Origin of the sequence: Arthrobacter sp. QXT-31 (genome assembly GCF_001969265.1) — a bacterium.
In the GTDB taxonomy this organism is placed as follows: domain Bacteria; phylum Actinomycetota; class Actinomycetes; order Actinomycetales; family Micrococcaceae; genus Arthrobacter.
This window is the reverse complement of record NZ_CP019304.1, coordinates 4,351,977-4,376,664: the sequence shown is the minus strand read 5'-3', so window position 1 is coordinate 4,376,664 and position 24,688 is coordinate 4,351,977. Positions and strand designations below refer to the sequence as shown.

Genomic DNA, 24,688 nt, shown 5'->3' with positions numbered 1-24,688 from the left:
GTGCAAATCTACCGTGGATCAGGCACGGCTGCCGGTGCCGCCAGGAGAGTCAGGATTTCGGTCACCGCAGCCCGGCCGGAGCGGTTTGCCCCAATGGTGGACGACGACGGCCCGTAGCCCACCAGATGCACCCGGGGTTCCGCCGCCACCCGTGTTCCTTCCATCGCAATGCCGCCGCCCGGACCCCGCAGATGCAGCGGCGCGAGGTGCTCCAACTCGGCACGGAATCCGGTGGCCCACAGGATCACATCCGCCGCGAGGAATCCGCCGTCCGCCAGCCGCACACCGCCGGGTTCTATCGAGGTGAACATCGGCCGGCGCTCCAGCACCCCGCGGGCGGCTGCGGCCCGGAGGGCCGGGGTCCAGATGAGCCCGGTGGCGGCGACGACGCTTTGCGGCGGCAGGCCCTGGCGTACCCGTTCCTCCACCAGGGCGACGGCGTCGTGCCCGGCCTGCCGGTCGAACCCCTCCCGCCACTCCGGCTCGCGGCGCGTGAACCAGCTCGTGGAGGTGATCTTCGAGATTTCGTCCAGCAGCCCGACTGCGGAAATCCCGCCGCCCACCACAATGACGTGCAGTCCCCGGAACTCCTCGGCCGACACGTAATCAGCCACGTGCAGCTGACGGCCCGTGAACGTGAACTGGCCCGGATAGATCGGCCAGAACGGCCTCGTCCAGGTTCCGGTGGCGTTGATGACTGCCCGGGCCGTCCAGCCGCCGTCGGACGTGGTGATCTTTAGCCGCCCCGCCGGGTCGGCGTCCTCGCGCTCGACGGCGAGCACCTTCACCGGACGCTCGACGGCCAGCCCGGCCTGCTGCTCGTAGGCGGCGAAGTAGCGGCTCAGGAAAGCGGAACTCGGTTCCGAGGGGTCGACGTCCGGCTGCGGTATTCCGGGAAGGTCGCTGATGCCGTTGACCGTTGCCATGAGCAGGGTCTTCCACCGGTGCCGCCAGGCTCCGCCCGGCCCGTCCTCGGCGTCCAGCACGGCGTAGGTCAGTCCCGGGCCTGCTGCCGCCGCCAGTTCTTCCGCCGGCTGTTCCGCCGCCGGGGCGGGCAGAAAACCGCGCCGGACCAAGTGGAAGGCGGCGGACAGGCCGGCCTGCCCGGCGCCGATGACGACGACGTCGGCGCTGCGCACCGTTCCGCCGCTGAATATCCGCTCCACGTCTTCATCCTAGGCGGCCATCCCGCCCCGCCCGCACGGAACCGGACACAGACAGGGTCCCCCTGGCACCAAAGTGCAGGAGGACCCTTTCCGCTGCTGGTTTGTTTATGTGTCTGCCGCGGCGAACTGCTCAGTCGTCGCTGCCGTGGCCGCCGCTGTCATCGCCGGGCTCAATCTCCGTACGGTCCCCGCCCTTGTCGTCACCGGCCTCAGGCGTTGTCCTCAGCCCGCCGTGGTCATCGCCGGGTTCGGCCACCCGCGGTGCCTGGTCGGAGCGCAGTCCGCCCTTGTCGTCTCCGGGCTCAGGGGTGGTCCGGAGACCGCCTTTGTCGTCACCCGGTTCCACGGTGAGGGAGCCGCTGCCGACGAAGTTCTCGGCAGGCACTGCGACAGATCCGCCGTGGTCGTCGCCCGGTTCTGCACCGGTCCGCAGGCCGCCTTTATCGTCGCCCGGTTCGGCTGGCCTTGACGCTTTCTTGGCCGCTTTCTTGGCCACTGCCGCTTTCTTGTCGTCCGCTTTCGTGTCATCCCGCGTCTTCACGCTGGCTTTTGCGACGGCCTTGGCGGCGGCCTTGGGGGTGCTGACGGCCGGAGCCGGCGATCTGGTGGCGGAGTCGTCCGCTACCAGAACACTCGGGGCGTCATCGCTGGTACCCGCGTCCGGGGTGGTCAGCACCTGGGTGGTGGCGAAGGCGGCACCGCCGGAGAGGAGGATGCCGGTGACGGATAGTGCGAGGGCTGCTCTTGTTTTCATGGCTCCACAGTAGGAATTCGCCGTCGAGGATAGGTGAAGGGGTAATCCAAGACTTGTCCAAGATTGCCCTCACGGCATTTCGACGACTGCACGCACGAAACGGACAGGGCAGGCCGGCTGGCAGCAGGCGGCACGGGAGCAGTGCAGACGGGGAGCAGTTCAGACGCCGGGGATCAGTCGTCGGCGCCGTGGCCGCCGCTGTCATCGCCGGGCTCGGGCGCCTTCCGCAGGCCGCCCTTGTCATCCCCTGGCTCAACAGGGAACACACTGCCCTGGACGGGGGCGGGCTGTACCACCACGGCTCCCCCACCCGTCCCGCCATCCGGGCCGGAGGACGGCGGTGCGGCCGCGGATCCGCCGGCAGTCCCGGGCACAGCGCCGGGGGCGGACTTCGCCGGGTTCGGTTTCGCCGCGTTTGAGGACGCTGCCCCGGATTTCGCGGGGGCCGGCTTCGCGGAGGTGGATTTCGAAGGGGTGGGCGCTTTCTGCGCACCGGCCGCCGTGTCTGTTGCCTGGGCCGTGGCCTTCGGTCCTGCTGGTGCGGCGGGCACCGGCGGCACGGCGCCATTTGGCAGGAGAACGGTGTTGGCATTCCCGGTGCCGGTGGGCGAGACGTTGAGCACCTGGGTGTTGACGGCAAGCGCCGCAGAACCCGCCGCGAGTATCCCGGCAACGGACAGGACCAGGGCCGCTCCCGTTTTCATGGCTCCACTTTAGAGGCAACGCGGGAAAGAAGGGCCCAGCGGACATCCAAGATTTGTCAAAGATTTGGGCGCTGGTGAGCCGCGGCCTTAACGGAAAAGGCCGCCCGATCCTGTTGTTACAGGATCGGACGGCTACTCGGTGGAGCTGAGGGGACTCGAACCCCTGACCCCCTGCATGCCATGCAGGTGCGCTACCAGCTGCGCCACAGCCCCAAGTTGTTTCCTCCGGAATCTTTGTGTTTTCCCGAAGCAACCCGACCAGCGTAGTCCAGATTCCGCCAAGATGCTAATTGAGGAAGTGTGGCTTCGGTCACGCCTGCCTTAGGGCCGATTTGGCAGCCAAAAGCCCCCCAAACAACCCCCTGATGGTTAAGCAAGAAATGATTGTTAAGCAAAAATCCGCCGGAATCTTTCGATTCCGGCGGATCATCCGGTGGAGCTGAGGGGACTCGAACCCCTGACCCCCTGCATGCCATGCAGGTGCGCTACCAGCTGCGCCACAGCCCCGTATTCTTGCTGCTTCAGACGTTTGGCCGAAGCCATGCCATCCGTTCTTCTGTCCGGATCTCTCCGAAGCAACTCAAATATCTTAGAACAGCGTTTCCGAAAATTCCAAATCGGGCATATTCGGCCCGGCGGTTACTCCTGTTCGGCGGCGGCAGCGGCGGTAGCCGAGGCGTCATCCCCTAGTTGCAGGTCCACGACGGGGCAATCCTTCCAGAGGCGCTCCAGGGCATAGAAGACGCGGTCTTCCTCGTGCTGCACATGGATGACGACGTCCGCGTAGTCCAGCAGGACCCACCGGCCAGCCGAACGGCCCTCCCGGCGGACCGGGCGGAGGTCCTGCTTGAGGAGCTCCTCTTCAATGCCGTCGACGATGGCGTTGACTTGCCGTTCGCTGGGCGCTGAGGCAATCAGGAAAACGTCCGCCAATGCCAGGCGTTCGCTGACGTCGAGGGCGACGATGTTTTGGGCGATCTTGTCCGCCGCCGCCCTGGCTGCATGCCGGGCTACGGTGACGGACGATTCGGATGCGGTCACGGGACTCCTTGTGGTGATGAAAGCGTGGGTGGTGATGCTGGCTGTATCAGCCTGAGAGGCCGCTGATGATCATGATGACGCCGGCAACGAGGGCGATGGCGCCCAGCGCGACGACGCCCAACTGGATCATCCGCAACCTGTTGGCGCGGGCGAGTCCGGCGGTGGCAGCGTCCAGGGGCTCCAGCCCGTAGGCAGATTTCGCTGACACCGGAGGCAACCCAGCAACGTCTTCGGTGGATTCGTCGGTCCAGACTACATCCGAACGCACCGGCGGTGCGGCCGCCGAACGGGCCGCCTCCTCCGCGCGGGCTATGACCCGTGAACGGCCGGTGGATGGACCAGCTGAGCGGGCAGTCTTTGCTGACCGGTTGCCCCGTGCCGGGACCCGAGGTCCGGGGTTGGTCACCACGGGAACGTGCGAAGTTGCCGGCCGCTTCATGACAGGACGGTCCACCCCTGGCACGTGTTCGAATTCCAGCGGGGTCACCATGGCGAGGTTGCTGGCGGTGGACGGACCGTTTTGGCCGCCCTGCTGGGGCGTGGTCTTTTCGGCAAGCTTCTGCTTGGCCATGGCCCGCTTGTTGAGCACCGCTGCCCGCTCGGCAAGGGCAATCTGCTGGGCCAGGATTTCCGGATCCACGGCTTCAGGGTCGGTCGCCGTGATGTGTTCCATCTTGGCGATCTGGTTCTTGGCCTGTTCCGCGAGCAGGGCGCGTGCCTCAAGGGCCTGCTCCACCGTCATGCCCTCCGGCAGTCCGTCCCCCGCGGCGGTCGCGGGCCGCGCAGCCGGACCGCTGGAGGGCTGGCCTACCGGCTTGGATCCTGTGGCTGGAGCGGCTTTGCCGCCCGTGCCGGTGGAGGAGTCGGATGCAGCAACGGATGGCTTCCCGGGCGAGGCACCGGCGTCGGCCGGCGGCACCACGGGCATTGCCGACGTAATCGCCTGCTCTTTGAGCTGCATCAGCCGCAGCTGGCGGCGGGTCGGCGGGCCGCCGCCGGAAAGCTGCTCTTCCTTTTCCGCCAGTTCCTTGATGGTCCGCAGGGCAGCCCTGTCCCGGGCACGGATCTGGGACGAGCGTTCACCCGCTGGGCCGGCCGGCGGCGAGTCCACGGGGCCCGGGGCTACCCGGCGCACGCGTCCAGCCGGATCCTCCTGCTTACCGTTGCCGGCGGCACGCGATGGACCGGCCTTTTCCGGAGCGGCGGGAGCCGACGTGCCCGGCCCCGCGGTGCCGGGACGCTTCGGAGCGGGCGGGTTCGAGGCGGGAGCTTTTGAAGCTGGTTGGCTTGAGGCAGGGGCTGTCCCGCCGGGACCCGGAGGGGCGGCGTTCCGGTTCTTGGCCAGGGCTTCATCCCGGGCCTTGCGCAGTTCTCGGCGGCTGCGGATCAGTGGCTGTTCCTGACTCATCTCAAACTCATTCAGTGCTGGCTGGATCGTTTGTCTCGGTAGTTTCGGAGCTGCTGTTCCCGGCAGGTGCTGCATAGAGCCCGTATTTCGCGATGTACTGCACTACTCCGTCCGGCACCAGGTACCAGACAGGGTTGTGCGCAGCCACGCGGGCGCGGCAGTCTGTGGACGAGATTGCCATGGCGGGGACCTCAAGCAGGCTGACGTCCTTCCGGCCCATGCCGTCGAGTTCATGGCCCGGCCGGGTAACTCCCACGAAGTGTGCCAGCGACCACAGCTCGTCGATGTCCTTCCACGACAGAATCTGTGCAAGGGCGTCAGCACCGGTGATGAAGAACAGGTCGGCATCAGGGCGCTGGGTCCGCAGGTCGCGGAGGGTGTCGATGGTGTATGTGGGTCCGGGACGGTCCACATCAACACGGCTGACCGTAAAGCGCGGGTTCGATGCCGTTGCAATCACCGTCATCAAATAACGGTGCTCAGGCTCGCTGACCTTCTTGCTGGACTTTTGCCACGGTTGGCCGGTGGGCACGAAAACGACCTCGTCGAGACCGAACTTGGCGGCCACCTCGCTCGCCGCCACAAGGTGGCCGTGATGGATGGGATCGAACGTCCCGCCCATCACGCCCAGCCGCAGCCGGCGCTGCGTGTCCTTATGGTGCAGTGCGGCGGGAATCTTAGTGGCCCTGGCCGTGGTCGTGCTTGTTCGGGTGCTGGCGGTGCGGGTCTGCGTGCTCATCAACCGCGCTGTGGCGGTTGCCCAGGTTGGTGTAGGAGAGAGTGACGAACATCAGCACCAGGAAGATGGCAAACATCGAGACGCCGAAAACCCACGGCTCAGCCCACAGGGGCGCCTTTTCCTCGTGTTCGGCAACTGACGCGGCAATCTGCTGGAGCAGCATTTTCTCCCCTAGGAATAAAAAGGATGACGACGGCGGAAATTCCCCGCCCGTCCGGACTTCTTTACTATGTTACCGCTATGTCAGGAGCGGACTTGGCCCTCGCCCTGGACAATCCACTTCGTGGTTGTCAGCTCGGTCAGGCCCATCGGGCCGCGGGCGTGAAGCTTCTGCGTGGAGATGCCGACCTCGGCTCCCAGACCCAGCTCGCCGCCGTCGGTAAACCGCGTGGACGCGTTCACGATGACGGCAGCGGAATCGATTTCCGCGATGAAGCGCTCGGCGTTTCGCAGGTCATTGGTCAGGATGGCTTCAGTGTGTCCCGTCGACCAGGTGCGGATGTGCTTCACGGCGTCGTCCAGGCTGTCCACCATGGCAACGGCCAGGTCCATGTCCATGTACTCCGTGGCCCAGTCGTCGTCCGTGGCCGGCAGGGACTCCACCGACGCGGGCAGCGCTGCGCGGACGCGGTCATCGGCGTGCAGCCGGACGCCCGCCTTGCTCAGCGCTGACGCGACTGCGGGCAAAACCGTGGAGCCGGAGTGCACCAGAAGCGTCTCCACCGTGTTGCAGACACTGGGGCGCTGCGTCTTGGCATTGAGCAGGATCTCCACTGCCATGTCTTCGCTGGCGGACTCGTCGATGAAGATGTGCACGTTCCCCTCGCCGGTCTCGATGACCGGCACGGAGGAGTTGTTGACGACGGTCTGGATCAGTTCACGGCCGCCGCGCGGAATCAGCACGTCGACGCGTCCGCGGGCACGCATGAGCACGTTGGCGCCCTCGCGGCCGAACTGGTCCACGGTCTGTACGGCATCCGCAGGCAGGCCTACGGACTCCAGGGCATCGCGCAGCACGCGGATGAGCGCCTCGTTGGTGAAGGCGGCCGCCGAACCGCCGCGCAGGATCACAGCGTTGCCGCTCTTGAGGGCCAGCCCGGCGATGTCCACGGTCACGTTCGGACGCGCCTCGTAGATGGCTGCCACCACGCCCATGGGGACGTTGACCTGGCGCAGGCGCAGGCCGTTGGGCAGGGTCTGGCCGCGCACCACATTGCCCACAGGGTCAGGCAGCCCGGCCAGGTTCTCGAGGGCTGCGGCGAGGGCGGCAATGCGGGTTTCGTTGAGGGTCAGCCGGTCCAGGAGGGCTGTGGACGTGCCGTTGGCACGGCCGGCCTCCACGTCCTTGGCGTTCGCGGCCAGGATCTGCTGCTTGTTCGCGATCAGGGCGCTGCCGATGGCGCGCAGGGCCTTGTCCTTCCAGGCCCGGTTGGCGCGGCCCATGCTGCGGGCGGCCTGGCGGGAGCGGTCGGCGATCGCGTAGACGGCAGACTCGACCTCTGCCGGTGTGGGCTGGCTGTCTGCCGGCAGGGTGGGGACCTTCGTAGCGTCGTTGGAAGTCTCAGCTGCTTGGTTCATCAGTGCCTCAGTCATCATCCAAGTCTAGGCGAGACCGGGGCCTAGACCAGAACCAGGTCATCAACGTGAACAACTTCGCGGTCGAACCCGCGGCCCAGGGCCTCCCCCAGCTCCACGGTGGACCGTCCGAGCATCTGCGGCAGTTCTGCCGCAGAGTAGTTCACCAGTCCGCGGGCGATGACGGTGCCGTCGGGCGAAACCATCTCAACGGCGTCGCCGCTCTCGAAGTTGCCTTCGACGGAGGTGATGCCGGCCGGCAGCAGCGAGGTGTGGTTGTCCCGCACGGCCCGGACAGCACCGGCGTCCAGGAACAGCCGGCCCTGCACGTGCGCCAGGTGCGCCAGCCACATCATCCGGACGGACTTGCGTGCGCCGTTGACGGTGAACCAGGTCCCAACGTCATCGCCGGCCAGCGCCGCAGCGGCGTTCGAGGTGGACGTGACCAGCGCCGGGATGCCCGAATCGGCGGCCATGAGGGCCGCCTCCACCTTGGTCTGCATGCCGCCGGTGCCCACGCCGGCTTTGCCGGTCTTGCCGATGGAGACGCCGTCGAGGTCCTCGGGACCATCCACCTGGGGAATCCGCTTGGCACCCTGGGCGGGCGGGCCGTCATACAGGGAGTCGACGTCGGACAGCAGCACCAGGGCGTCGGCGCGCACGAGGTGCGCCACGAGGGCTGACAGGCGGTCGTTATCACCAAAACGGATCTTGTGCGTGGCGACGGTGTCGTTCTCGTTCACGACGGGTACTACGCCGAGATTCAGCAACCGGTTGAGCGCACGGAAGGCGTTCTGATGGTGGCTGCGGCGCATGAGGTCGTCGGCGGTGAGGAGTACCTGGCTCACGGTGACGCCGTGAGCGGCGAAGGCGTGTGTATAGCGGGCCATCAGCAGGCCCTGCCCCACGCTGGCCGCTGCCTGCTGCGTGGCGAGGTCGCGGGGGCGCTTGGCCAGGCCCAGCGGCGCCAGTCCGGCGGAGATGGCGCCTGAGGAGACAAGGATGATCTCAGTTCCCGCGTTGCACTTGGCGGCCAGCACGTCCGAAAGCTCGGTGAGCGCCTCCTCCGATATTCCGCCCTTGATGCTGGTAAGGGACGACGATCCTACTTTGACCACAATGCGGCGTGCCCTGGCGAGCATGCTGCGGTCGTCGGTCCTGGGTTCCTCGATGACAATTGCGGAAGTATCGGTCACGTGTGCGGGTTCACTCCTCATGTTCGGTGTTCAGCCCGCTCTCCTTGAGGGGCTGGGCAGCCCGGCGCGCGCTGACGGACTCAGTCCAGATGCCGGCTTTGCGTTCGGCTTCCAGCTCGGCGCGTGCCGCCGCCTTCGCCTCGCGCCGTTCGATCTGCTCTTCGCGCTTCTGGCTGCGGGTGGGGCGGTCGCCGATGTCTGCGAACCGGACGTCCGTGCCGCGGGGCGAGGCGAGCAGTTCTGCGCCTGCCATCATGGTGGGCTCCCAGTCGAAGACAACGCCGTCGTCCTCGCCGATCACCACGGTGTCGCCGGGCTTGGCGCCCTGCTTGAACAGCTCGGTTTCCACGCCGAGCTTGGCCAGGCGGTCGGCAAGGTAGCCAATGGCTTCCTCGTTGGTAAAGTCCGTCTGCTTGACCCAGCGAACGGGCTTTTCGCCCAGGACGCGGAACAGCGGCTCCAGGTTTTTCTCCTCGCGGCGGATCCGGAAACCGGTCTCGTTGACGGCGCGTGGCCGCAGTACCGGTGCATGGACCTTCGGCGGAGCGGCTGCCACGTTGTCGCGCGCGGCCTTGACAATCTCCGCCATGGCGAAGCCCAGCTGGCGCAGGCCCTCGTGGCTCGTGGCTGAAACTTCAAACACGCGGTAGCCGCGCGACTCCAGCTCAGGCCGGACGAACTCGGCCATGTCCTTGCCGTCCGGGAGGTCGACCTTGTTAAGGGCCACCAGCCGGGGGCGGTGGTTGAGCGGGACAACTTCGCCGTTCGAGCCGGCGTAGCTCATGTCCACCGCATACTTTTCGAGCTCGGTTTCGATAATTGCGAGGTCGGAGAGCGGATCTCGGTCAGATTCGAGCGTACCGCAGTCCAGGACGTGCACCAAAGCCGCGCACCGCTCGACGTGGCGGAGGAAGTTGTGGCCCAGGCCCTTGCCTTCGCTGGCGCCCTCGATGAGGCCAGGAACGTCGGCGATGGTAAAGCGGACGTCTCCGGCCTGGACCACGCCGAGGTTGGGAATGAGGGTGGTGAAGGGGTAATCGGCGATCTTGGGCCGGGCGGCGGACATGGCCGCGATCAGGCTGGACTTGCCGGCGGAGGGGAACCCCACCAGGGCGATATCGGCGATCGACTTCAGTTCCAGGACGATGTCGCTGGCGTCACCCTCGATGCCGAGCAGTGCAAAGCCGGGCGCCCGCCGCTTCTGGGAAGACAGCGCAGCGTTGCCGAGCCCGCCCTGGCCCCCTGACGCAGCGACGAATTCTGTCCCCTCGCCCACGAGGTCAGCCAGGACCTTGCCGTCCTTGGTCTTGACCACGGTTCCGTCGGGAACAGGCAGCACCAGGGTCTCGCCGTTTTTACCTCCGCGCCAGTCACCCATGCCCGGGCCGCCGTTCGTGGCGTGCCGGTGCGGCGCGTGGTGGTAGTCGAGCAGCGTGGTGGTCTGCGAGTCGACGCGCAGGATGACGTCGCCGCCGTTGCCGCCGTTACCGCCGTCGGGCCCGCCCAGCGGCTTGAACTTCTCACGCTTCACGGAGACACAGCCGTGGCCGCCGGTACCGCCGGATACGTGCAGTACTACCCGGTCTACAAAGCTCGCCACGTGAATCTCCTCTGTTGCTTAAATCCGGCCGTCCTGGACGTCCAAATCGATTGTAATGCGGTTAAAAGAACAGTGGAGCGAGCCATCATGGCCCGCTCCACCGGTTCAGAACTTGGTGTTACTCTGCAGCTGCAGCAGCAACGATGTTGACAACCCGACGGCCGCGGCGCGTGCCGAATTCAACGGCGCCTGCCTGCAGGGCGAACAGGGTGTCGTCGCCGCCACGGCCAACGCCTGCACCGGGGTGGAAGTGGGTGCCGCGCTGGCGGACGATGATCTCGCCAGCGGAAACTACCTGGCCGCCGAAGCGCTTGACGCCGAGGTACTGGGCGTTGGAGTCACGACCGTTGCGAGTGGAGCTCGCGCCTTTTTTGTGTGCCATTTGAAATGCCTGCCTTTAATTCTGGTGAAACTGCTGGGAGCTGTTCAGTAACCGAGGTTAGCTGATGCCGGTGATCTTGACCTTGGTCAGTTCCTGGCGGTGACCCTGGCGCTTCTTGTAACCGGTCTTGTTCTTGAACTTCTGGATGACGATCTTCGGACCGCGGAGGTCCTGGAGGATCTCAGCCGTAACAGTTACCTTGGCCAGGTCAGCAGCTGCGGAGGTGACCTTGTCACCGTCCACCAGGAGCAGTGCGGGCAGCTGGATAGTGCTGCCAGCTCCACCGGCGACGCGGTTCAGGGTAACGAAGTCTCCAACAGAAACCTTCTCTTGGCGGCCGCCTGCGCGGACAATCGCGTACACCACTTGGGAACTCACTTCTCTCGACGTTTATTACTAAATTTGCGTGCGGAACCCGGGTCCGGAAATTGGCCTGGTTCACGCTGTGCCTCAACGCCGTGGATTGCCCGGGGGAACCCGTGAGCTATCCCAGGAACAAGCCCGAATGGGCGTCCCGGGTCATAACCCAAGTGTTGGCGTAAGCACCGAAGATCTAGAATACGCTAATTCCGTCGTCGGCCGCAAATGAGGCTGGCACCGGCGGGTTGTCCGTGATAGGCGCCACAGTGGGCGCTGTTCCGGACATCCGATGCCGTGCGCGACCATCTTACCGGGCGCCGGCACGGCTTCCGTTCAGCTGTGGCGGCTCGGCGCGTCGAAGAATTCCGCCTCGTACCGGCAGGACTGCCGGAAGGCGGTGACCATCGCTTCACGCTCCCCTGCAGAGGCGGCACGGCCGGCGTCGTCGGCTATTTCGATCGCCCGCAGCGTGGCGGCCGCGAAGTCCTCGTCGGCATAGGTCCGCAGCCATTCGGCGTACGGGTGCGCGGCCTCGGCGCCGGCGGCCACGTATTCGGCATGCAGGGTCTCCCCCACTTCCGCATACAGCCAGAAGCAGGGCAGGACCGCGGCCACCAGCACGGCGTAGCTGCCGCCCGCCGAGGCGGCCAGCAGATGATCGACGTAGGCCTTCGTGACGGGGCCAAGCTCCGTCTGCACGGTACGTGTGCTGAGCCAGTTGCGGTGCAGTTCCGATTCAACCTCCAGGCATTGCTGCGAGGACCGTGCCCAGAACAGCTGCTCGGCCTCGGTCGGCGCGAGAGCGCTGGCCCGGGCCAGGACGCGGGAGTAGCCGTTGAGGTAGATGGCGTCCTGGGCGAGGTAGTACGCGAATTCCTTCTCCGGAAGGCTGCCCTCCACAAGCCCGCGGATGAAGCCCAGGCCATAGATGACTTCCAGGTCGGCGAAGGTCTCGGCACGCAGCAGTTCCCCGAACGCCCCCTTTGGTTCGGCCGGACCTGTCGTTCCGGCGTCGGCCATGTGGTGGAAATGGTGGATGGGTCCGTTTCCGGCGCCGACCTCCAGCTGCCCGGACGTGCGGAGCGCGCCGGCCAGCCAGGGCTTGACCTCCCGCAGTGACGCTTCCCAGTTGCCCAGCCGCGCCTGTGCAGTGGCCATGGCCGAGGAGAGGGAGCATCCGGTGCCGTGGCTGTTCCGCGTGGCAATCCGCTCACCGGTAACCTCCACCACCTCCGCGGACAGCAACCCTGCGGTGTTGACGAGGGCGTCCGGACAGGTTGTCCCGTTCAGGTGGCCGCCTTTGACCAGGACCGTGGCACCGGTCTGGTCCGCGAGCCGCCTGCCCTGGTCGAGGGCGGCAGCCCAGTCCGCGGCCTCAGGTTCCCCGAGCAGCATCGCCAGTTCGGGAAGGTTGGGGGTGACCAGGTCCGCGAGGGGCAGCAGCTTCCGGAGGGCAGCCTCCGCGGACTCCCGCAGGAGGCGGTCACCACTGGTGGCTACCATCACCGGGTCAAGGACCACGACGCCGGGCCGCACCTTTTCGAGCCAGCTGCGGACGGCGGCGATCACCTTTTCATCGCCCAGCATGCCGATCTTCACAGCATCCACGTGGATATCGTCACTGACAGCATCCAGCTGTGCTGACAGGAATGATGCAGGCGGAACGTGCACGCCGCTCACGCCGGTGGTGTTTTGCGCGGTGAGGGCGGTTATCGCGGCCATCCCGTAGCCGCCGTGGGCTGCAATGCTTTTCAGGTCGGCCTGAATGCCTGCGCCGCCGGACGGATCCGAGCCGGCGATGGCAAGGACCCGGGGAACTGCACGGGAGGTGGGGGTGGGCGGAGCCACGGTTTCCAGGAGCGGACTAGCGGCGGCCGTTGGTGCAGGCAGGAGCGATGCTGACAGTGTTGATGACAAAGGAGACATCCCTTCGCCGGTGCTAACCGGACAGGTTCAACGGGTTTGGATCTCAGCCGGCCCGTGCGCGGCACCCCGTGTCAGTCCCCCAGCCTAGCGGTTCGTTCCGGATATGGCGCCGAATTTGACGTTTGCGACAGGCCGGCAGCGAAAAGGGTCCGGCCCCGCAAGCGCGGTGCCGGACCCTTCCTCTGGATTCAGAAGTCAGTCATCCCAGACCTTGATCAGCTCAGAGTTCCGAGGCGGGTACCCCAACCCCCAGAATGATCGGTTCGCTGGCTGGCTGCGGAGCCGCCTTGGCCGCGCTGCCGTCACCCGTCTCCGGTGCCTTGGCCTCGTGCGAGTGCCCGGCGGCGGATGCGGGAGCAACCTCGTGGTGCTCCACGGATGTTTCGTTGGCTGCGCCCTGGGGACGGCTGGCGCTGCGGTTGCGTCGCGGACGGCGCCCCCGGGACAGGGCGGTGGAGCTTTCGGCCAGCTGGCCCGCAGCAGGCTGGCTTTCCGACTGCCGGCTTTCCCGCTGCTCGCTTTCCCGCTGGGCCGGCGCCTCTTCCCTGGGCTCCTCCTTCTCGGCGGGCGCAACCGGGCTGCCGAGGTGCGCGAAGGCCTCCTCCAGGCGGTCCAGCGTCAGGGCCGGCGCTTCCTTCGGCGGCTCATCGCTGTGATCGACAAACGGAAGAATCACCTTCTCGCCGCCAAAAGTCAGCACTGCCCCTGGCCGGCCGGAGATGCTCTCCGTTTCAGGAGCGCGGTGCACCACAGGGCTTTCCGGTGCGGCAGCCGCTGGCGCGGCCGGACGCGGTGCTTCCGCTGACGCGGCGGCGGTCTGCGCGGCCTCCTCGTGCAGGTGCGCGGCGTGCGCCGCTGCCGCGATGTTGGCGAGGGCGGCGCGGGTGGCTTCAGCCTTGGCGTGGCGTTCTGCTTCCGAGGGGTCGGGGTGGTGCAGCGCGGCAGGGGCGGCCGGAGCGCCCTCTGGCTGCTGTCCGCCCTTGCCACGGCGGCGCTTCCGCTCCGGACGGGCAGGGGGCTGGACCTCCGCACGGTGGACATGGTGCTCCGCGGCCACGGTGTTGGCGCGGCGGTGCTCCACCGGCTCGTCATGTGTGACCACACCCCGGCCCGCACACACCTCGCACTGCTCGCCGAAGACCTCCAGGAGGCCGGTACCCATGCGCTTGCGAGTCATCTGCACCAGACCCAGCGAGGTGACCTCGGCGACCTGGTGCTTGGTCCGGTCGCGGCCCAGGCACTCCACCAGGCGGCGCAGGACCAGGTCGCGGTTGGACTCCAGCACCATGTCGATGAAGTCGATGACGATGATGCCGCCGATGTCGCGCAGCCGCAGCTGGCGGACCACTTCCTCGGCAGCCTCGAGGTTGTTCTTGGTGACGGTCTCTTCGAGGTTGCCGCCGCTGCCGGTGAACTTGCCGGTGTTAACGTCAACCACAGTCATGGCCTCGGTCCGGTCAATGACCAGGGAGCCGCCGGACGGCAGGAACACCTTGCGGTCCAGGGCCTTGTGGATCTGCTCGTCAATGCGCCAGGCGGAGAAAATGTCCTCGTCCTTGGTCCACTTTTCGAGCCGGCCCACCAGGTCCGGTGCGACGTAGGTGACGTACGCCTCGATGGTGTCCCATGCTTCGTCGCCGGACACGATCAGCTTGGAGAAGTCCTCGTTGAAGACGTCGCGCACAACCTTGATGGTCAGGTCCGGTTCGCCGTAGAGCAGTTCGGGGGCGAGGACCTTGGTGGACTTGGCCTGGCTTTCAATCCCCTCCCACTGGGCACGGAGGCGGTTGATGTCGTGGGTCAGTTCCTCCTCGGAGGCGCCTTCGGCGGCGGTGCGGACAATGACGCCCGCGTCCTCGGGGAGGCGGTCCTTGAGGATGCGCTTGAGCCGGTTGCGTTCGACGTCGGGCAGCTTGCGGGAGATGCCGGTCATGGACCCGCCGGGAACGTATACAAGGTACCGGCCGGGCAGGGAGATCTGGCTGGTCAGCCGCGCGCCCTTGTGGCCCACGGGGTCCTTGGTGACCTGGACCAGGACGGAGTCGCCCGACTTCAGGGCATTTTCGATCCGGCGCTGCTTGCCCTCGAGGGTGGCTGCATCCCAGTTGACCTCACCGGCGTACAGCACGGCGTTGCGCCCGCGTCCGATGTCCACGAAGGCGGCCTCCATGGACGGCAGAACGTTCTGCACCTTGCCCAGGTACACATTGCCGATCAGGGAGTCCTGCTGCGTCTTGGAGACGAAATGCTCGGCCAGGACGCCGTCCTCCAGGACGCCGATCTGGATTCTGTCGTCGCGCTGGCGGACGATCATCTGGCGGTCCACGGATTCCCGGCGGGCCAGGAACTCGGCCTCGGTGATGACCGTGCGGCGGCGTCCGGTATCGCGGGATTCCCGGCGGCGCTGCTTCTTGGCTTCGAGGCGCGTGGATCCCTTGACGCTGGTGACGCGGTTGCTTGCCGGCGCCTCGCTGATGGCCCGGGGGGCGCGGACGCGGGTGACCGTGTTGGGCGGATCGTCTTCTCCCCCGCCGGTCAGTTCCAGATCCTGGTCGCCGCGGCGGCGGCGGCGGCGACGGCGGGACGTCACGCCGTCTTCGGGCTGGGCGCCCTCATCTTCGCCGGCTTCGTCGGAAACTTCTGCTCCCTCGTCGCCGTCGGTGATTTCACGGTCGGACCGGCTGCGGCCGCGGCGGCCGCGGCTGCGCCGCCGGCGCCGGCCACCCTCGTCCTCCAACTCGTCCTCGCCCTCCCCGGCGGCCGCGTCTTCCTTGGCGGCGGGGCGGATGACTGTATTCAGGTCGGGGGCCTGGAAGATGATCGATGTAACGGAGGCGGGCTCCAGGAAAAGCGAAGCCAGAGGCGACTGCGCGGCAGCCTCTTCTTCGGCTTCCTCCTCGGCAGCCGCTTCCTGGACAACACCGGCTTCCTGCGCAGCAGCGGTTTCCTGAACAGCACCGGCTTCCTGCGCAGCAGCGGATTCGGGAGTGGCCGCTGCTGCCGGGGTTTCCGGAACAGCCTGGGTTTCCTCAGCGGCTGCTACGGCAGTGCCCGCAGCGGAGGCTCCGGCGGATTCCGCGGGGCTTTCGGCGGGCTCAGTGGCTTTGGGTTTCGTTGTCCGACGGCGGCGGACGGGCTTGGATTCGGCGGCCAGCTCCTCAGCAGCGGCCTCGTCTGCCGGCCCCGTGACTGCCGGCTCAGTGGCGGCTACCTGCGCGCCGGCAGCCTGTGCGTCAACTTCGGCCCCGGCACCTTCCGCGAACGCGGGCAGCGGTTCCTCGGCAACCTTCTTCCGTGCGCGGCTCCGGCGGACCGGGGCCTTGGCCGGTGCTTCTCCGGCCTCCGCGGCGACTTCGGCTACAGGAGTTTCAGACGCTGCGGTGTCTGGCTGTACGGTCTCAGACGCTGCAGGTACCGGAGCAGCGGTTTCCGACGCCGCGGTCTCGGCGTCCGCTGCTGTGGCCTTGGGTGCAGCCTTGCGTCGGGTCCTGGTGACCTTCTTGGGAGCCTCGGCGGCGGCCTCATCGGCGGCAGCCGGTTCGACATTCTCGGCTATGACCTGGTCATTATCCATATGTGGCAACACTCCTGCCCCTGACATGCCGCCACATTCGGCACCCATTGGGGCACATATTGTCAAAACCCGCAGGCATTGACAGAAGTCAATTGGATACCAGCAGGCTCGCACCGGCAGTGGGGTGCGGCAGGCCTGACAGGCCGGCGGGCTTGTTACTGGAACCCGTTGTTTCTGACAACCACAACCAGGTGCCGTCCAATGGAAGGCGGGAGGCTGGATCTTCTTTTCAAGCCTGCACCGCTGCTCATTGGCGGTCTTGGGAACAAGCCACCGGACTGGAGTTCGAATGTGGTTCGCTCTCCAGCCACGTTTATTCTCTCATATTGCTGTTCAAATACGCTGTAATTGTGTGACGGGGGCGGTCAATGCGCCCGTGAGCACCGGGTACAGACTGCCTCAAGCTGGCGGCGATACAATCTGGGCAGGAGCACCCCCAGACAAAAGGACGCTATCCCATGCCACGCACTTCGCCTTCCACGGGCACGGACTACGAACAGGACCACCTGGACGGTGCCGGGCCGGCCGCTGTTCCGGCCGGCGCCGCAGTGCCGGCCATGACCCGCGACCGCCCGTTCGGCTGGCTGCTGGTCATCACCGGCGTCGTTGGCTGGCTCGCCTCCGGAACACTGGTGCTGGAGAAACTCGAGGTCCTCAAGGATCCCAACCACACCACCGTCTGCGATGTGAACCCCTGGATTTCCTGCGGCCAGGTCATGCAGACGTGGCAAAGTTCGGTGTTCGGCTTCCCCAACATGTTCATCGGCATCGTGGCCTTCGCCATCACGATCACCGCAGGAATGGCTTTGCTGGCGGGCGCGCGGTTCGCCCGCTGGTACTGGATCGGGCTGCAGACCGGCGTCACGCTTGGATTCATCTTTGTGGTCTGGCTGTGGTCCCAGGCGCTGTACGAAATCCGCATCCTGTGTCCGTTCTGCATGATTGTGTGGGCGGCGATGATCCCGCTCTTCGTCTGGGTGACAGTACGCAACGTCGTCCACGGCGTCATCCCCGTCCCGTCAGGCGTTGCCCGGATCGTGGGAGACTCCGGGTGGATCGTCACAGCGCTGCTCTACGTGGCCGTTATCGCGACGATTTTCTTCGCCTTCATCCAGGTCTTCGTCGGCACCTCGGGTTTCTAGGCCAACAAAGAGCGCGAACGTACAGTTGTGGCCCCTGACTCTTCGGAGTCAGGGGCCACAACTGTACGTTCGCGCTTAACCGGGCGGAGAGATTAGGCCTGGAACCAGATCTTGATCTCGCGCTCGGCCGAGTCCACGGAGTCGGAACCGTGGACGAGGTTCTGCTGGACCTTCAGGCCCCAGTCGCGGCCGAAGTCGCCGCGGATGGTGCCGGGGGCCGCCGTCGTGGGGTCGGTGGTGCCGGCCAGCGAGCGGAAGCCCTCGATGACGCGGTGGCCTTCGAAGATCGCCGCGACCACGGGGCCGCTCAGCATGAACTCCACGAGGGGCTCATAGAAGGACTTGCCTACGTGCTCCTCGTAGTGCTGCTCGAGCAGTTCACGGCTGGCGTTGGTCTTCTTGAGTTCAGCCAGGGTGTAGCCCTTGGCTTCGATCCTCTTGAGGATTTCGCCGGTCAGGTTGCGGGTGACGCCGTCCGGCTTGATCAGGACAAGGGTGCGCTCAATGCTCACAGTTGCTCCAATGAGGTTGGTTGCGGGTTTACTGGTAAGTCTACGGGGTCTGGCCAGTGCCTTCAGTGCCAGAGCCTTCGTTACCGGCGCCTTCATTTCCGGCTGACGCCGGGTGCGCGGCCTCCCATTCAGCCTGCTCGTGCTCCCGCTGGGCTGATTCGCGGTCGATCCGAATGCCGGTCCGGATGCCGTACCACCAGGACAGGGCGAAGAGTGCCCCGACCAGGAACATCATGGGCTCCACGAAACCAAGGAGGATGAGCACCAGCTGCAGGATCCAGCCCAGCGCCACGCCCCACGGCTTGGACAGCACGGCACAGGCCAGGATCAGGACAACGCTCAGCCCGATGCCCACGGAGAGGATCAGCGCCGGGGGGATCTCCGCGCGCCGCAGGCCGAACACGGCAAGCGTTGCGAAGAAAACCACGAACGCTTCCAGCAGCAGCACCGTCGAGGCGAACATGACCTTGGTGGAGCGCCGCTTTTTGGGCATGCCCGGGCGCCATTCGCGCTGGGCCTTGGTAAGCCGGGCCATCAGGTGGCCGCCTTGCCAAGCAGGATGCGGGCGTCCGCCACCAGCGTAATGGAACCGGTCACCAGCACGCCGCCGGCGAGGTCGTCGTTGGCTTCGGCGCGCTCCACGGCCCACTCCAGCGCATCGTCCAGCTTCTCGGCGATGTGCACGTTTTCCTCGCCAAAGCCGAGGTCGACGGCGAGCTCCGCCAGTTCCGCTGCCGGCACGGCCCGCGGGGAGTTGGACTGGGTGAAGCAGAATTCCTCCGCGAGGTCCCCCAGCGACTCCTTGAGCTGGCGCAGGATTTCCTCGGCGTCCTTTTCCTTGAGCACGCCCACCACGGTCACCAGTTTGCTGAAGCTGAAGGCCTCCTGGATCGCCTCGGCGGAGGCACGGATGCCGTCCGGGTTGTGCGCGGCGTCCACGATGATCGTCGGTGCCGTCCGCACCACCTCGAGGCGCCCGGGGGACGAGACATTGGCGAAGGCCTCCTGCAGGACCTCCAGGGACAGCTCCTTCTCGCCGCCGCCCAGGAACGCTTCCAGTGCCGCCACGGCCACGGCGGCGTTCTCGGCCTGGTGGGCGCCGTGCAGCGGGACTATGAGGTCCGGGTAGCGGCCGGCGATGCCCTGGACGGTCACCACCTGTCCACCGACGGCGACCTGCCGGGATTCGACGCCGAACTCCACCCCCTCAAAGCGGAACGGGACCTGCACCTCCTTGGCCTTCTCCAGCAGGACCTGGGCGGCGTCCAGCGGCTGGGCCGCGCTGACGAGGAAGCCGCCGGGCTTGATGATGCCGGCTTTCTCGTAGGCGATGTCCTCGGTAGTGTCGCCGAGCAGGTCGGTGTGGTCGAGGGAGATGGGTGTCACCACAGACACCTGGCCGTCGCCCACATTGGTGGCGTCGGTGATGCCGCCGAGCCCCACCTCCATGATCGCCACGTTGACCGGCTGGTCGGCGAACACGGCGAAGGCCAGGATGGTCAGGCACTCGAAGTACGTCAGCCGGGGCTGGCCCTCGGCGGTGAGCTCGTCGTCCACGATCTGCAGATAGGGGCGGATCTCGTCCCAGATGCGCACGAATGTCTCATCGGGCACGGGCGCGCCGTCCAGGCTGATCCGCTCCGTCACCTTGGACAGGTGCGGGCTGGTGTAGCGCCCGGTGCTGAGGCCATGGGCCCGCAGGCCGGCCTCGATCATCCGGGCCGTGGACGTCTTGCCATTGGTGCCGGTGATGTGGATGATCGGGAAGGCCTTGTTCGGCTCCCCCAGCACATCCATGGCGCGGAACAGCGGCGCAAGCCGGGGCTCCATCTTGTTTTCCGGCGCCCGGCCCAGCAGCTCGGCGTAGACGCTCTCCACGGAGAATTCGTCGGTCATGTTTCAGGCCCCCACTTTTTCGACGGTGATGCGCGGTTCCGCGGCGTCGGCGGGCACGGCATCCAGTTCCAGCGTCAGCGTTTCGGTCTTGACCAGCTCGGAGTTGGCCAGCAGGGCGTCGATGACGTTCTGCGCGGCGCTGACTGTGGTCCGGATCCTGTCGCTCACGTTGAGCGCGGCATCCTTGCGTGCCTGCTGGATAGCCCGGACCATGTCCCGGGCCAGGCCTTCGGCCTCGAGTTCCGGGGTCACCTCGGTGTTCAGGACCACGAAGCCGCCGCCCGGAAGCACCGCAACGGAGGCCGAACCGGCGTCGGACTCTGCCACCACCGTCTCCAGCGTGTATTCCTGCGGTTCCAGCTCAAGGCCGCCGGCGGTGACCACACCGGCGTCGGAAACAGACCAGTCACCGGACTTGGAGCCCTTGATGGCCAGCTGCACGTTCTTGCCCAGGCGCGGACCAGCGGCGCGGGCGTTGACCACGAGCTTCTGTTCGATGCCGAATTCCTCCGGGGAGGCGGTTGCGGCGTCCAGCAGGCGGACCGAGCGCAGGTTCAGTTCGTCGGCGACGACGGCGGCAAAGCCTTCCAGCGCATCTGCACCGGGTGCCACGACAGTGAGTTCCTGCAGCGGCAGGCGCACGCGCAGGTTGGCGGCCTTGCGCAGCGAGGAACCGGTGGAGCAGATCTGCTGGACCCGGTCCATGGCCTCCACCAGGGCGGCGTTGGACGGGAACAGCTCCGGGTCCGGCCAGTCGGCCAGGTGCACGGAGCGGCCGCCGGTGAGGCCGCGCCAGATCTCCTCGGACACCAGCGGCAGCAGCGGGGCAGCAACGCGGCACACGGCCTCCAGGGCGGTGTACAGGGCGTCGAAGGCGTCGGCGTTCTCGTCGAAGAAGCGCTGGCGGCTGCGGCGGACGTACCAGTTGGTGAGCATGTCCAGGTAGCTGCGGAGCTCATCGCAGGCGCCGGAGATGTCGTAGGTGTCCAGCTGGGCGGTCATGTTGCGGACGAGGTCGCCGGTGTTGGCCAGCAGGTACTGGTCCAGCGTGTCCGTGTAGCCGTCGTACCGGAGCTTGGCCTCGTAGCCGGAACCGCCGGCAGCGGCGTTCGTGTACAGCGTGAAGAAGCTGTACACGTTCCACAGCGGCAGGATCACCTGGCGGACGCCGTCGCGGATGCCCTGTTCGGTGACCACGAGATTGCCGCCGCGCAGGATCGGGCTGGACATGAGGAACCAGCGCATGGCGTCGGAGCCGTCGCGGTCCAGGACCTCGGAAACGTCCGGGTAGTTCCGCAGGCTCTTGGACATCTTCTGCCCGTCGGAGCCCAGCACGATGCCGTGGCTGATGACGTTCCGGAAGGCCGGGCGGTCGAACAGGGCGGTGGACAGGATGTGCAGCATGTAGAACCAGCCGCGGGTCTGCCCGATGTACTCCACGATGAAGTCGGCCGGGTTGTGGGTGTCGAACCAGGCCTCGTTCTCGAACGGGTAGTGCACCTGGCCGTACGGCATGGAGCCGGAGTCGAACCAGACGTCCAGCACGTCCTCCACGCGGCGCATGACGGACTGGCCTTCTTCGGGCGTGCGGGGGTCGTCCGGGTTGGGCCGGGTCAGCTCGTCGATGAACGGCCGGTGCAGGTCGACCTGGCCGTCCTTGTTCAGCGGCAGCCGGCCGAAGTCGGCCTCGATCTCGGCGAGCGAGCCGTACACGTCGGTGCGCGGGTACTCGGGGTCGCTGGACTGCCACACCGGGATGGGGCTGCCCCAGTAGCGGTTGCGGCTGATGGACCAGTCCCGGGCGTTGGCGAGCCACTTGCCGAACTGGCCGTCCTTGACGTTGCCGGGGATCCAGTTGATTTCCTGGTTCAGCTCGGACATCCGGTCGCGGAACTTGGTGACCTCCACGTACCAGGAGGAGACGGCGCGGTAGATCAGCGGGTTGCGGCAGCGCCAGCAGTGCGGGTAGCTGTGCTCGTAGCTGGCCTGGCGGACCAGGCGGCCCTGGGCACGGAGCACCTGGGTGATGGGTTTGTTGGCCTCGAAGACCTGCAGCCCCACGATGTCGTGCAGGTCGCCGTGGGCGAACAGGTGCAGGAACTTGGCGCCCTCGTCCACGGAGAGGACCACGGGGATGCCGGCTTCCTCACAGACCTTCTGGTCGTCCTCACCGTAGGCCGGGGCCTGGTGGACGATGCCGGTGCCGTCGGTGGTGGTGACGTAGTCCGCCACGAGGAACTGCCAGGCGTTCTGGGTGCCGTACTTTTCGGTGTCGGCGAAGTCGTGCCACAGCGGCTCGTAGGTCAGCCCTTCGAGCTCGGCGCCGGTGTGGGTGGAGGTGACGGCGGCGGCCGCAACAGCCGCGTCGTCATACCCCAGGTCCTTCGCGTAGGTGCCCAGCAGGTCCTCGGCCAGCAGGAAGCTGCCGGAGACGGGCGCCTCCGCCGAGGCGGCCTTGATGCCGTTCGGTCCGGCGGGCAGCACGGCGTAACTGATGGAAGGCCCGACGGCGAGCGCCAGGTTGGTGGGCAACGTCCAGGGCGTGGTGGTCCAGGCGAGCGCCTGGACGCCGGCCAGCTGCCGGGACAGGCCGGACTCCCCCGCCTTGATCGGGAACGTCACCGTGACGGTCTGGTCCTGGCGGTTCTTGTAGACGTCGTCGTCCATGCGCAGCTCATGGTTGGACAGCGGCGTCTCGTCCTTCCAGCAGTACGGCAGCACGCGGTAGCCGTTGTAGGTCAGGCCCTTCTCGTGCAGCTGCTTGAAGGCCCAGAGCACGGACTCCATGTACTCGACGTTGAGCGTCTTGTAGTCGTTGTCGAAGTCCACCCAGCGGGCCTGGCGGGTGACGTAGGCCTGCCATTCGTTGGCGTACTTCATCACCGAGGCGCGGCAGGCGTCGTTGAACTTGTCGATGCCCATGGCCTCGATCTGGGTCTTGTCCGTCATGCCCAGCTGCTTCATGGCTTCCAGCTCGGCGGGCAGGCCGTGGGTGTCCCAGCCGAAGCGGCGCTCGACCCGCTTGCCGCGCTGTGTCTGGTAGCGGCCCACGAGGTCCTTGGCGTAGCCGGTCAGCAGGTGGCCGTAGTGCGGCAGGCCGTTGGCGAAGGGCGGGCCGTCGTAGAAGACGAATTCGTTGCTGCCGGGGGCACCGCCGGGAAGGTCGGTGCTGCGCTGGTCGATGCTTGCCTGGAAAGTGCCGTCCTCGTCCCAGTACTTGAGGATCCGCTCTTCGATCTCCGGAAACTTCACGGAGGCGGAAACTCCTGCGGAGGAGCCCGACGGGGCTGCTGAGGCCTTGGGGTAATACGTCATCTCGACATCCTGGGTTGAGCTGGTGAACAAGTGGATCATTCAGGATGCGAGGACGGCACGTGGCAGTCAGGACGACTGCACCGGCACCGCGGTACCACCTCACTTACCGGCACGGAACCGCACCTTTCCAGGAAAGGGCTGCACCGGCGCCGGCCGCTCATTGCTGCTGTGACGGGCTTACCCGTCCGGTTCTACTTGCCTGGTCCGCGATCGGTGTCCGCACCGCGGGCCGGGTGTTCTTCCGGAAGCTCGCCGGTGATGGCCGGGTCAAAGCTGTTGCGTCCAGTCTAACTGCTGTGGCCGCGGCGGCCATAACCGCGGCACCGTGGGCCTACACTCGATCCATGACTGCTTGGGCGCGGGTTTTGGCGGTGTGCATCCTCCTGCCGGTCGCGGCGCTTTCGGTGTTCCGTGCCGTCCCGGCTGAGTGGCCTACAACGGTGGTGCAGCTGCTGTCCTTCACTCCCTGGCTGGTGATTCCGGCCGCGCTTGCGCTGGCCCTGGCGCTGCCCGGCCGGCGGCCCGTGGTGACGGCGGCTGCCGGCCTGATCCTTGGCGCGCAGCTTTTCTGGCTCTGGGCGCCCGACGCCGGCCGGGCAGACGCCGGACCGCCGGATACCGGACAGGCGGCGGGCACGGTGGGCACCGCGGCCTCCCGTACCGGCACTGCGGCGCAGCTGAGGGTGATGAGCATCAACTCCCTCTTCGGCAGGGCCGATGCTGCGGAAATCGTCAGGCTGGTCCGGGAAAACAGGGTGGGCCTGCTGGCCATCCAGGAGCACACACAGGCACTGGAGGACAGGCTTGCCGCGGAGGGACTGGGGAAGCTCCTGCCCCACAGGATCAGCGATCCGGGGAAGAAGGCCTCGGGCAGCGCAACCTACTCAAAACATCCCCTCGAAGCCATCGGACTGGTTCCCGATACCCCTTTCCGGATGCCGACCTTCCGGCTGACACTCTCCGAAGCGGGTGCCGGCACGACCGTCACTCTCGAGGTCACGAACGTGCATGCGTTCCCACCGGTACATGACCGCGTCGGGCAGTGGCGCAGCGACCTTAAAGCGCTGGGCCGGCTCGCCGCGCGCAACGGGGTGGAGGCCAGGGGCAACCAGCTCCTGCTCGGGGACTTCAACGCCACCTATGACCACTCGGAGTTCCGCCGTCTGCTCGACGGCGGCCCGGGCAGCCGCAAGCTGGTGGATGTCGGCATGGCGTCCGGGACGCGGTTCACGCCCACTTGGCCGATGGACGGCCAGGCGCTGCCCGGCGTCACCATCGACCATCTGGTCACCAGTCCGCACATTCCGGCGTCGGGCTATGCCGTGCACCGCGTCACCGGGACGGACCACGCGGCCGTCCTGGCCACGCTGCACATCCCGGCCGGGGGCTAGCCTGCCG

General features: G+C 66.8%; 20 protein-coding genes, 2 tRNA genes and 1 riboswitch. Of the genes, 2 read left to right on the top strand and 20 right to left on the bottom strand.

The window, feature by feature from the left end:
* Positions 1-8 precede the first annotated feature (8 nt).
* From BWQ92_RS19990 to BWQ92_RS19915, 16 genes are all read right to left on the bottom strand, one after another.
* Positions 9-1,166, bottom strand: coding sequence for an NAD(P)-binding domain-containing protein (locus tag BWQ92_RS19990; protein ID WP_076802567.1), 1,158 nt, complete (start codon positions 1,164-1,166; stop codon positions 9-11).
* Between the two features lie 130 nt (positions 1,167-1,296).
* Positions 1,297-1,920 (bottom strand): hypothetical protein, encoded by a 624-nt coding sequence (locus BWQ92_RS19985; RefSeq protein ID WP_076802565.1) that lies wholly within the window; start codon positions 1,918-1,920, stop codon positions 1,297-1,299.
* 173 nt (positions 1,921-2,093) lie between these two features.
* Positions 2,094-2,624: a hypothetical protein gene (locus tag BWQ92_RS19980; RefSeq protein WP_076802563.1), complete on the bottom strand. Its 531-nt coding sequence runs from the start codon at positions 2,622-2,624 to the stop codon at positions 2,094-2,096.
* A 140-nt stretch (positions 2,625-2,764) separates the two neighbouring features.
* Positions 2,765-2,837 (bottom strand) — tRNA-Ala (locus BWQ92_RS19975).
* A gap of 221 nt (positions 2,838-3,058) precedes the next feature.
* Positions 3,059-3,131 (bottom strand) — tRNA-Ala (locus BWQ92_RS19970).
* Positions 3,132-3,263: 132 nt separating this feature from the next.
* Positions 3,264-3,665 carry a ribosome silencing factor gene (gene rsfS, locus BWQ92_RS19965; RefSeq protein WP_076802560.1) on the bottom strand — a complete coding sequence of 134 codons (402 nt, stop codon included), beginning with the start codon at positions 3,663-3,665 and terminating at the stop codon, positions 3,264-3,266.
* Positions 3,666-3,711: 46 nt separating this feature from the next.
* Positions 3,712-5,073, bottom strand: a complete 1,362-nt coding sequence (locus BWQ92_RS19960) for a hypothetical protein (protein WP_076802557.1) — start codon at positions 5,071-5,073, stop codon at positions 3,712-3,714.
* 7 nt (positions 5,074-5,080) lie between these two features.
* Positions 5,081-5,812: a nicotinate-nucleotide adenylyltransferase gene (gene nadD, locus BWQ92_RS19955; protein WP_076802555.1), complete on the bottom strand. Its 732-nt coding sequence runs from the start codon at positions 5,810-5,812 to the stop codon at positions 5,081-5,083.
* Entirely contained in the window at positions 5,751-5,975 is a 225-nt protein-coding gene (locus BWQ92_RS19950) for a hypothetical protein (RefSeq protein WP_076802552.1), read from the bottom strand. The genes nadD and BWQ92_RS19950 overlap by 62 nt, the downstream gene beginning before the upstream one ends.
* 80 nt (positions 5,976-6,055) lie before the next feature.
* Positions 6,056-7,405 (bottom strand): glutamate-5-semialdehyde dehydrogenase, encoded by a 1,350-nt coding sequence (locus BWQ92_RS19945; RefSeq protein WP_076803854.1) that lies wholly within the window; start codon positions 7,403-7,405, stop codon positions 6,056-6,058.
* 26 nt (positions 7,406-7,431) lie between these two features.
* Positions 7,432-8,529, bottom strand: coding sequence for a glutamate 5-kinase (proB, locus tag BWQ92_RS19940; RefSeq protein ID WP_076803855.1), 1,098 nt, complete (start codon positions 8,527-8,529; stop codon positions 7,432-7,434).
* Positions 8,530-8,593: 64 nt separating this feature from the next.
* On the bottom strand, positions 8,594-10,183 hold the full coding sequence (obgE, locus tag BWQ92_RS19935) for a GTPase ObgE (protein WP_076802550.1): 1,590 nt from the start codon (positions 10,181-10,183) through the stop codon (positions 8,594-8,596).
* A 118-nt stretch (positions 10,184-10,301) separates the two neighbouring features.
* A complete protein-coding gene (rpmA, locus tag BWQ92_RS19930; RefSeq protein ID WP_003803426.1) occupies positions 10,302-10,565 on the bottom strand; it encodes a 50S ribosomal protein L27 in 264 nt (87 codons plus the stop codon).
* 57 nt (positions 10,566-10,622) lie between these two features.
* A complete protein-coding gene (gene rplU, locus BWQ92_RS19925) occupies positions 10,623-10,931 on the bottom strand; it encodes a 50S ribosomal protein L21 (RefSeq protein ID WP_076802549.1) in 309 nt (102 codons plus the stop codon).
* 327 nt (positions 10,932-11,258) lie between these two features.
* On the bottom strand, positions 11,259-12,851 hold the full coding sequence (locus BWQ92_RS19920) for a bifunctional hydroxymethylpyrimidine kinase/phosphomethylpyrimidine kinase (protein ID WP_236783011.1): 1,593 nt from the start codon (positions 12,849-12,851) through the stop codon (positions 11,259-11,261).
* Positions 12,834-12,930, bottom strand: a riboswitch (TPP riboswitch). (Overlaps the previous gene by 18 nt.)
* Positions 12,931-13,071: 141 nt before the next feature.
* On the bottom strand, positions 13,072-16,425 hold the full coding sequence (locus BWQ92_RS19915; protein ID WP_076802548.1) for an Rne/Rng family ribonuclease: 3,354 nt from the start codon (positions 16,423-16,425) through the stop codon (positions 13,072-13,074).
* A gap of 458 nt (positions 16,426-16,883) precedes the next feature.
* Here BWQ92_RS19915 and BWQ92_RS19910 point away from each other — a divergent pair, with 458 nt between their 5' ends.
* Complete coding sequence (locus BWQ92_RS19910) at positions 16,884-17,567, top strand: vitamin K epoxide reductase family protein (RefSeq protein ID WP_076802545.1); 684 nt, start codon at positions 16,884-16,886, stop codon at positions 17,565-17,567.
* Positions 17,568-17,659: 92 nt separating this feature from the next.
* Here BWQ92_RS19910 and ndk read toward each other — a convergent pair whose 3' ends face one another.
* Genes ndk through ileS form a run of 4 tightly spaced genes read right to left on the bottom strand, consistent with a single transcriptional unit; the run spans position 17,660 to position 23,290 of the window.
* Positions 17,660-18,079, bottom strand: coding sequence for a nucleoside-diphosphate kinase (gene ndk, locus BWQ92_RS19905; protein ID WP_076802543.1), 420 nt, complete (start codon positions 18,077-18,079; stop codon positions 17,660-17,662).
* Positions 18,080-18,119: 40 nt separating this feature from the next.
* Positions 18,120-18,614, bottom strand: coding sequence for a DUF4233 domain-containing protein (locus BWQ92_RS19900; protein WP_076802541.1), 495 nt, complete (start codon positions 18,612-18,614; stop codon positions 18,120-18,122).
* The gene (locus BWQ92_RS19895; protein WP_076802538.1) at positions 18,614-19,975 is read right to left on the bottom strand and encodes a bifunctional folylpolyglutamate synthase/dihydrofolate synthase; all 1,362 of its coding nucleotides are present in this window, start codon (positions 19,973-19,975) and stop codon (positions 18,614-18,616) included. Before BWQ92_RS19895 ends, BWQ92_RS19900 begins: the two co-directional genes overlap by 1 nt.
* A 3-nt stretch (positions 19,976-19,978) precedes the next feature.
* Positions 19,979-23,290, bottom strand: coding sequence for an isoleucine--tRNA ligase (gene ileS, locus BWQ92_RS19890; protein WP_076803852.1), 3,312 nt, complete (start codon positions 23,288-23,290; stop codon positions 19,979-19,981).
* A 344-nt stretch (positions 23,291-23,634) separates the two neighbouring features.
* Here ileS and BWQ92_RS19885 point away from each other — a divergent pair, with 344 nt between their 5' ends.
* Positions 23,635-24,681 carry an endonuclease/exonuclease/phosphatase family protein gene (locus BWQ92_RS19885; protein WP_076802536.1) on the top strand — a complete coding sequence of 349 codons (1,047 nt, stop codon included), beginning with the start codon at positions 23,635-23,637 and terminating at the stop codon, positions 24,679-24,681.
* Positions 24,682-24,688 lie beyond the last annotated feature (7 nt).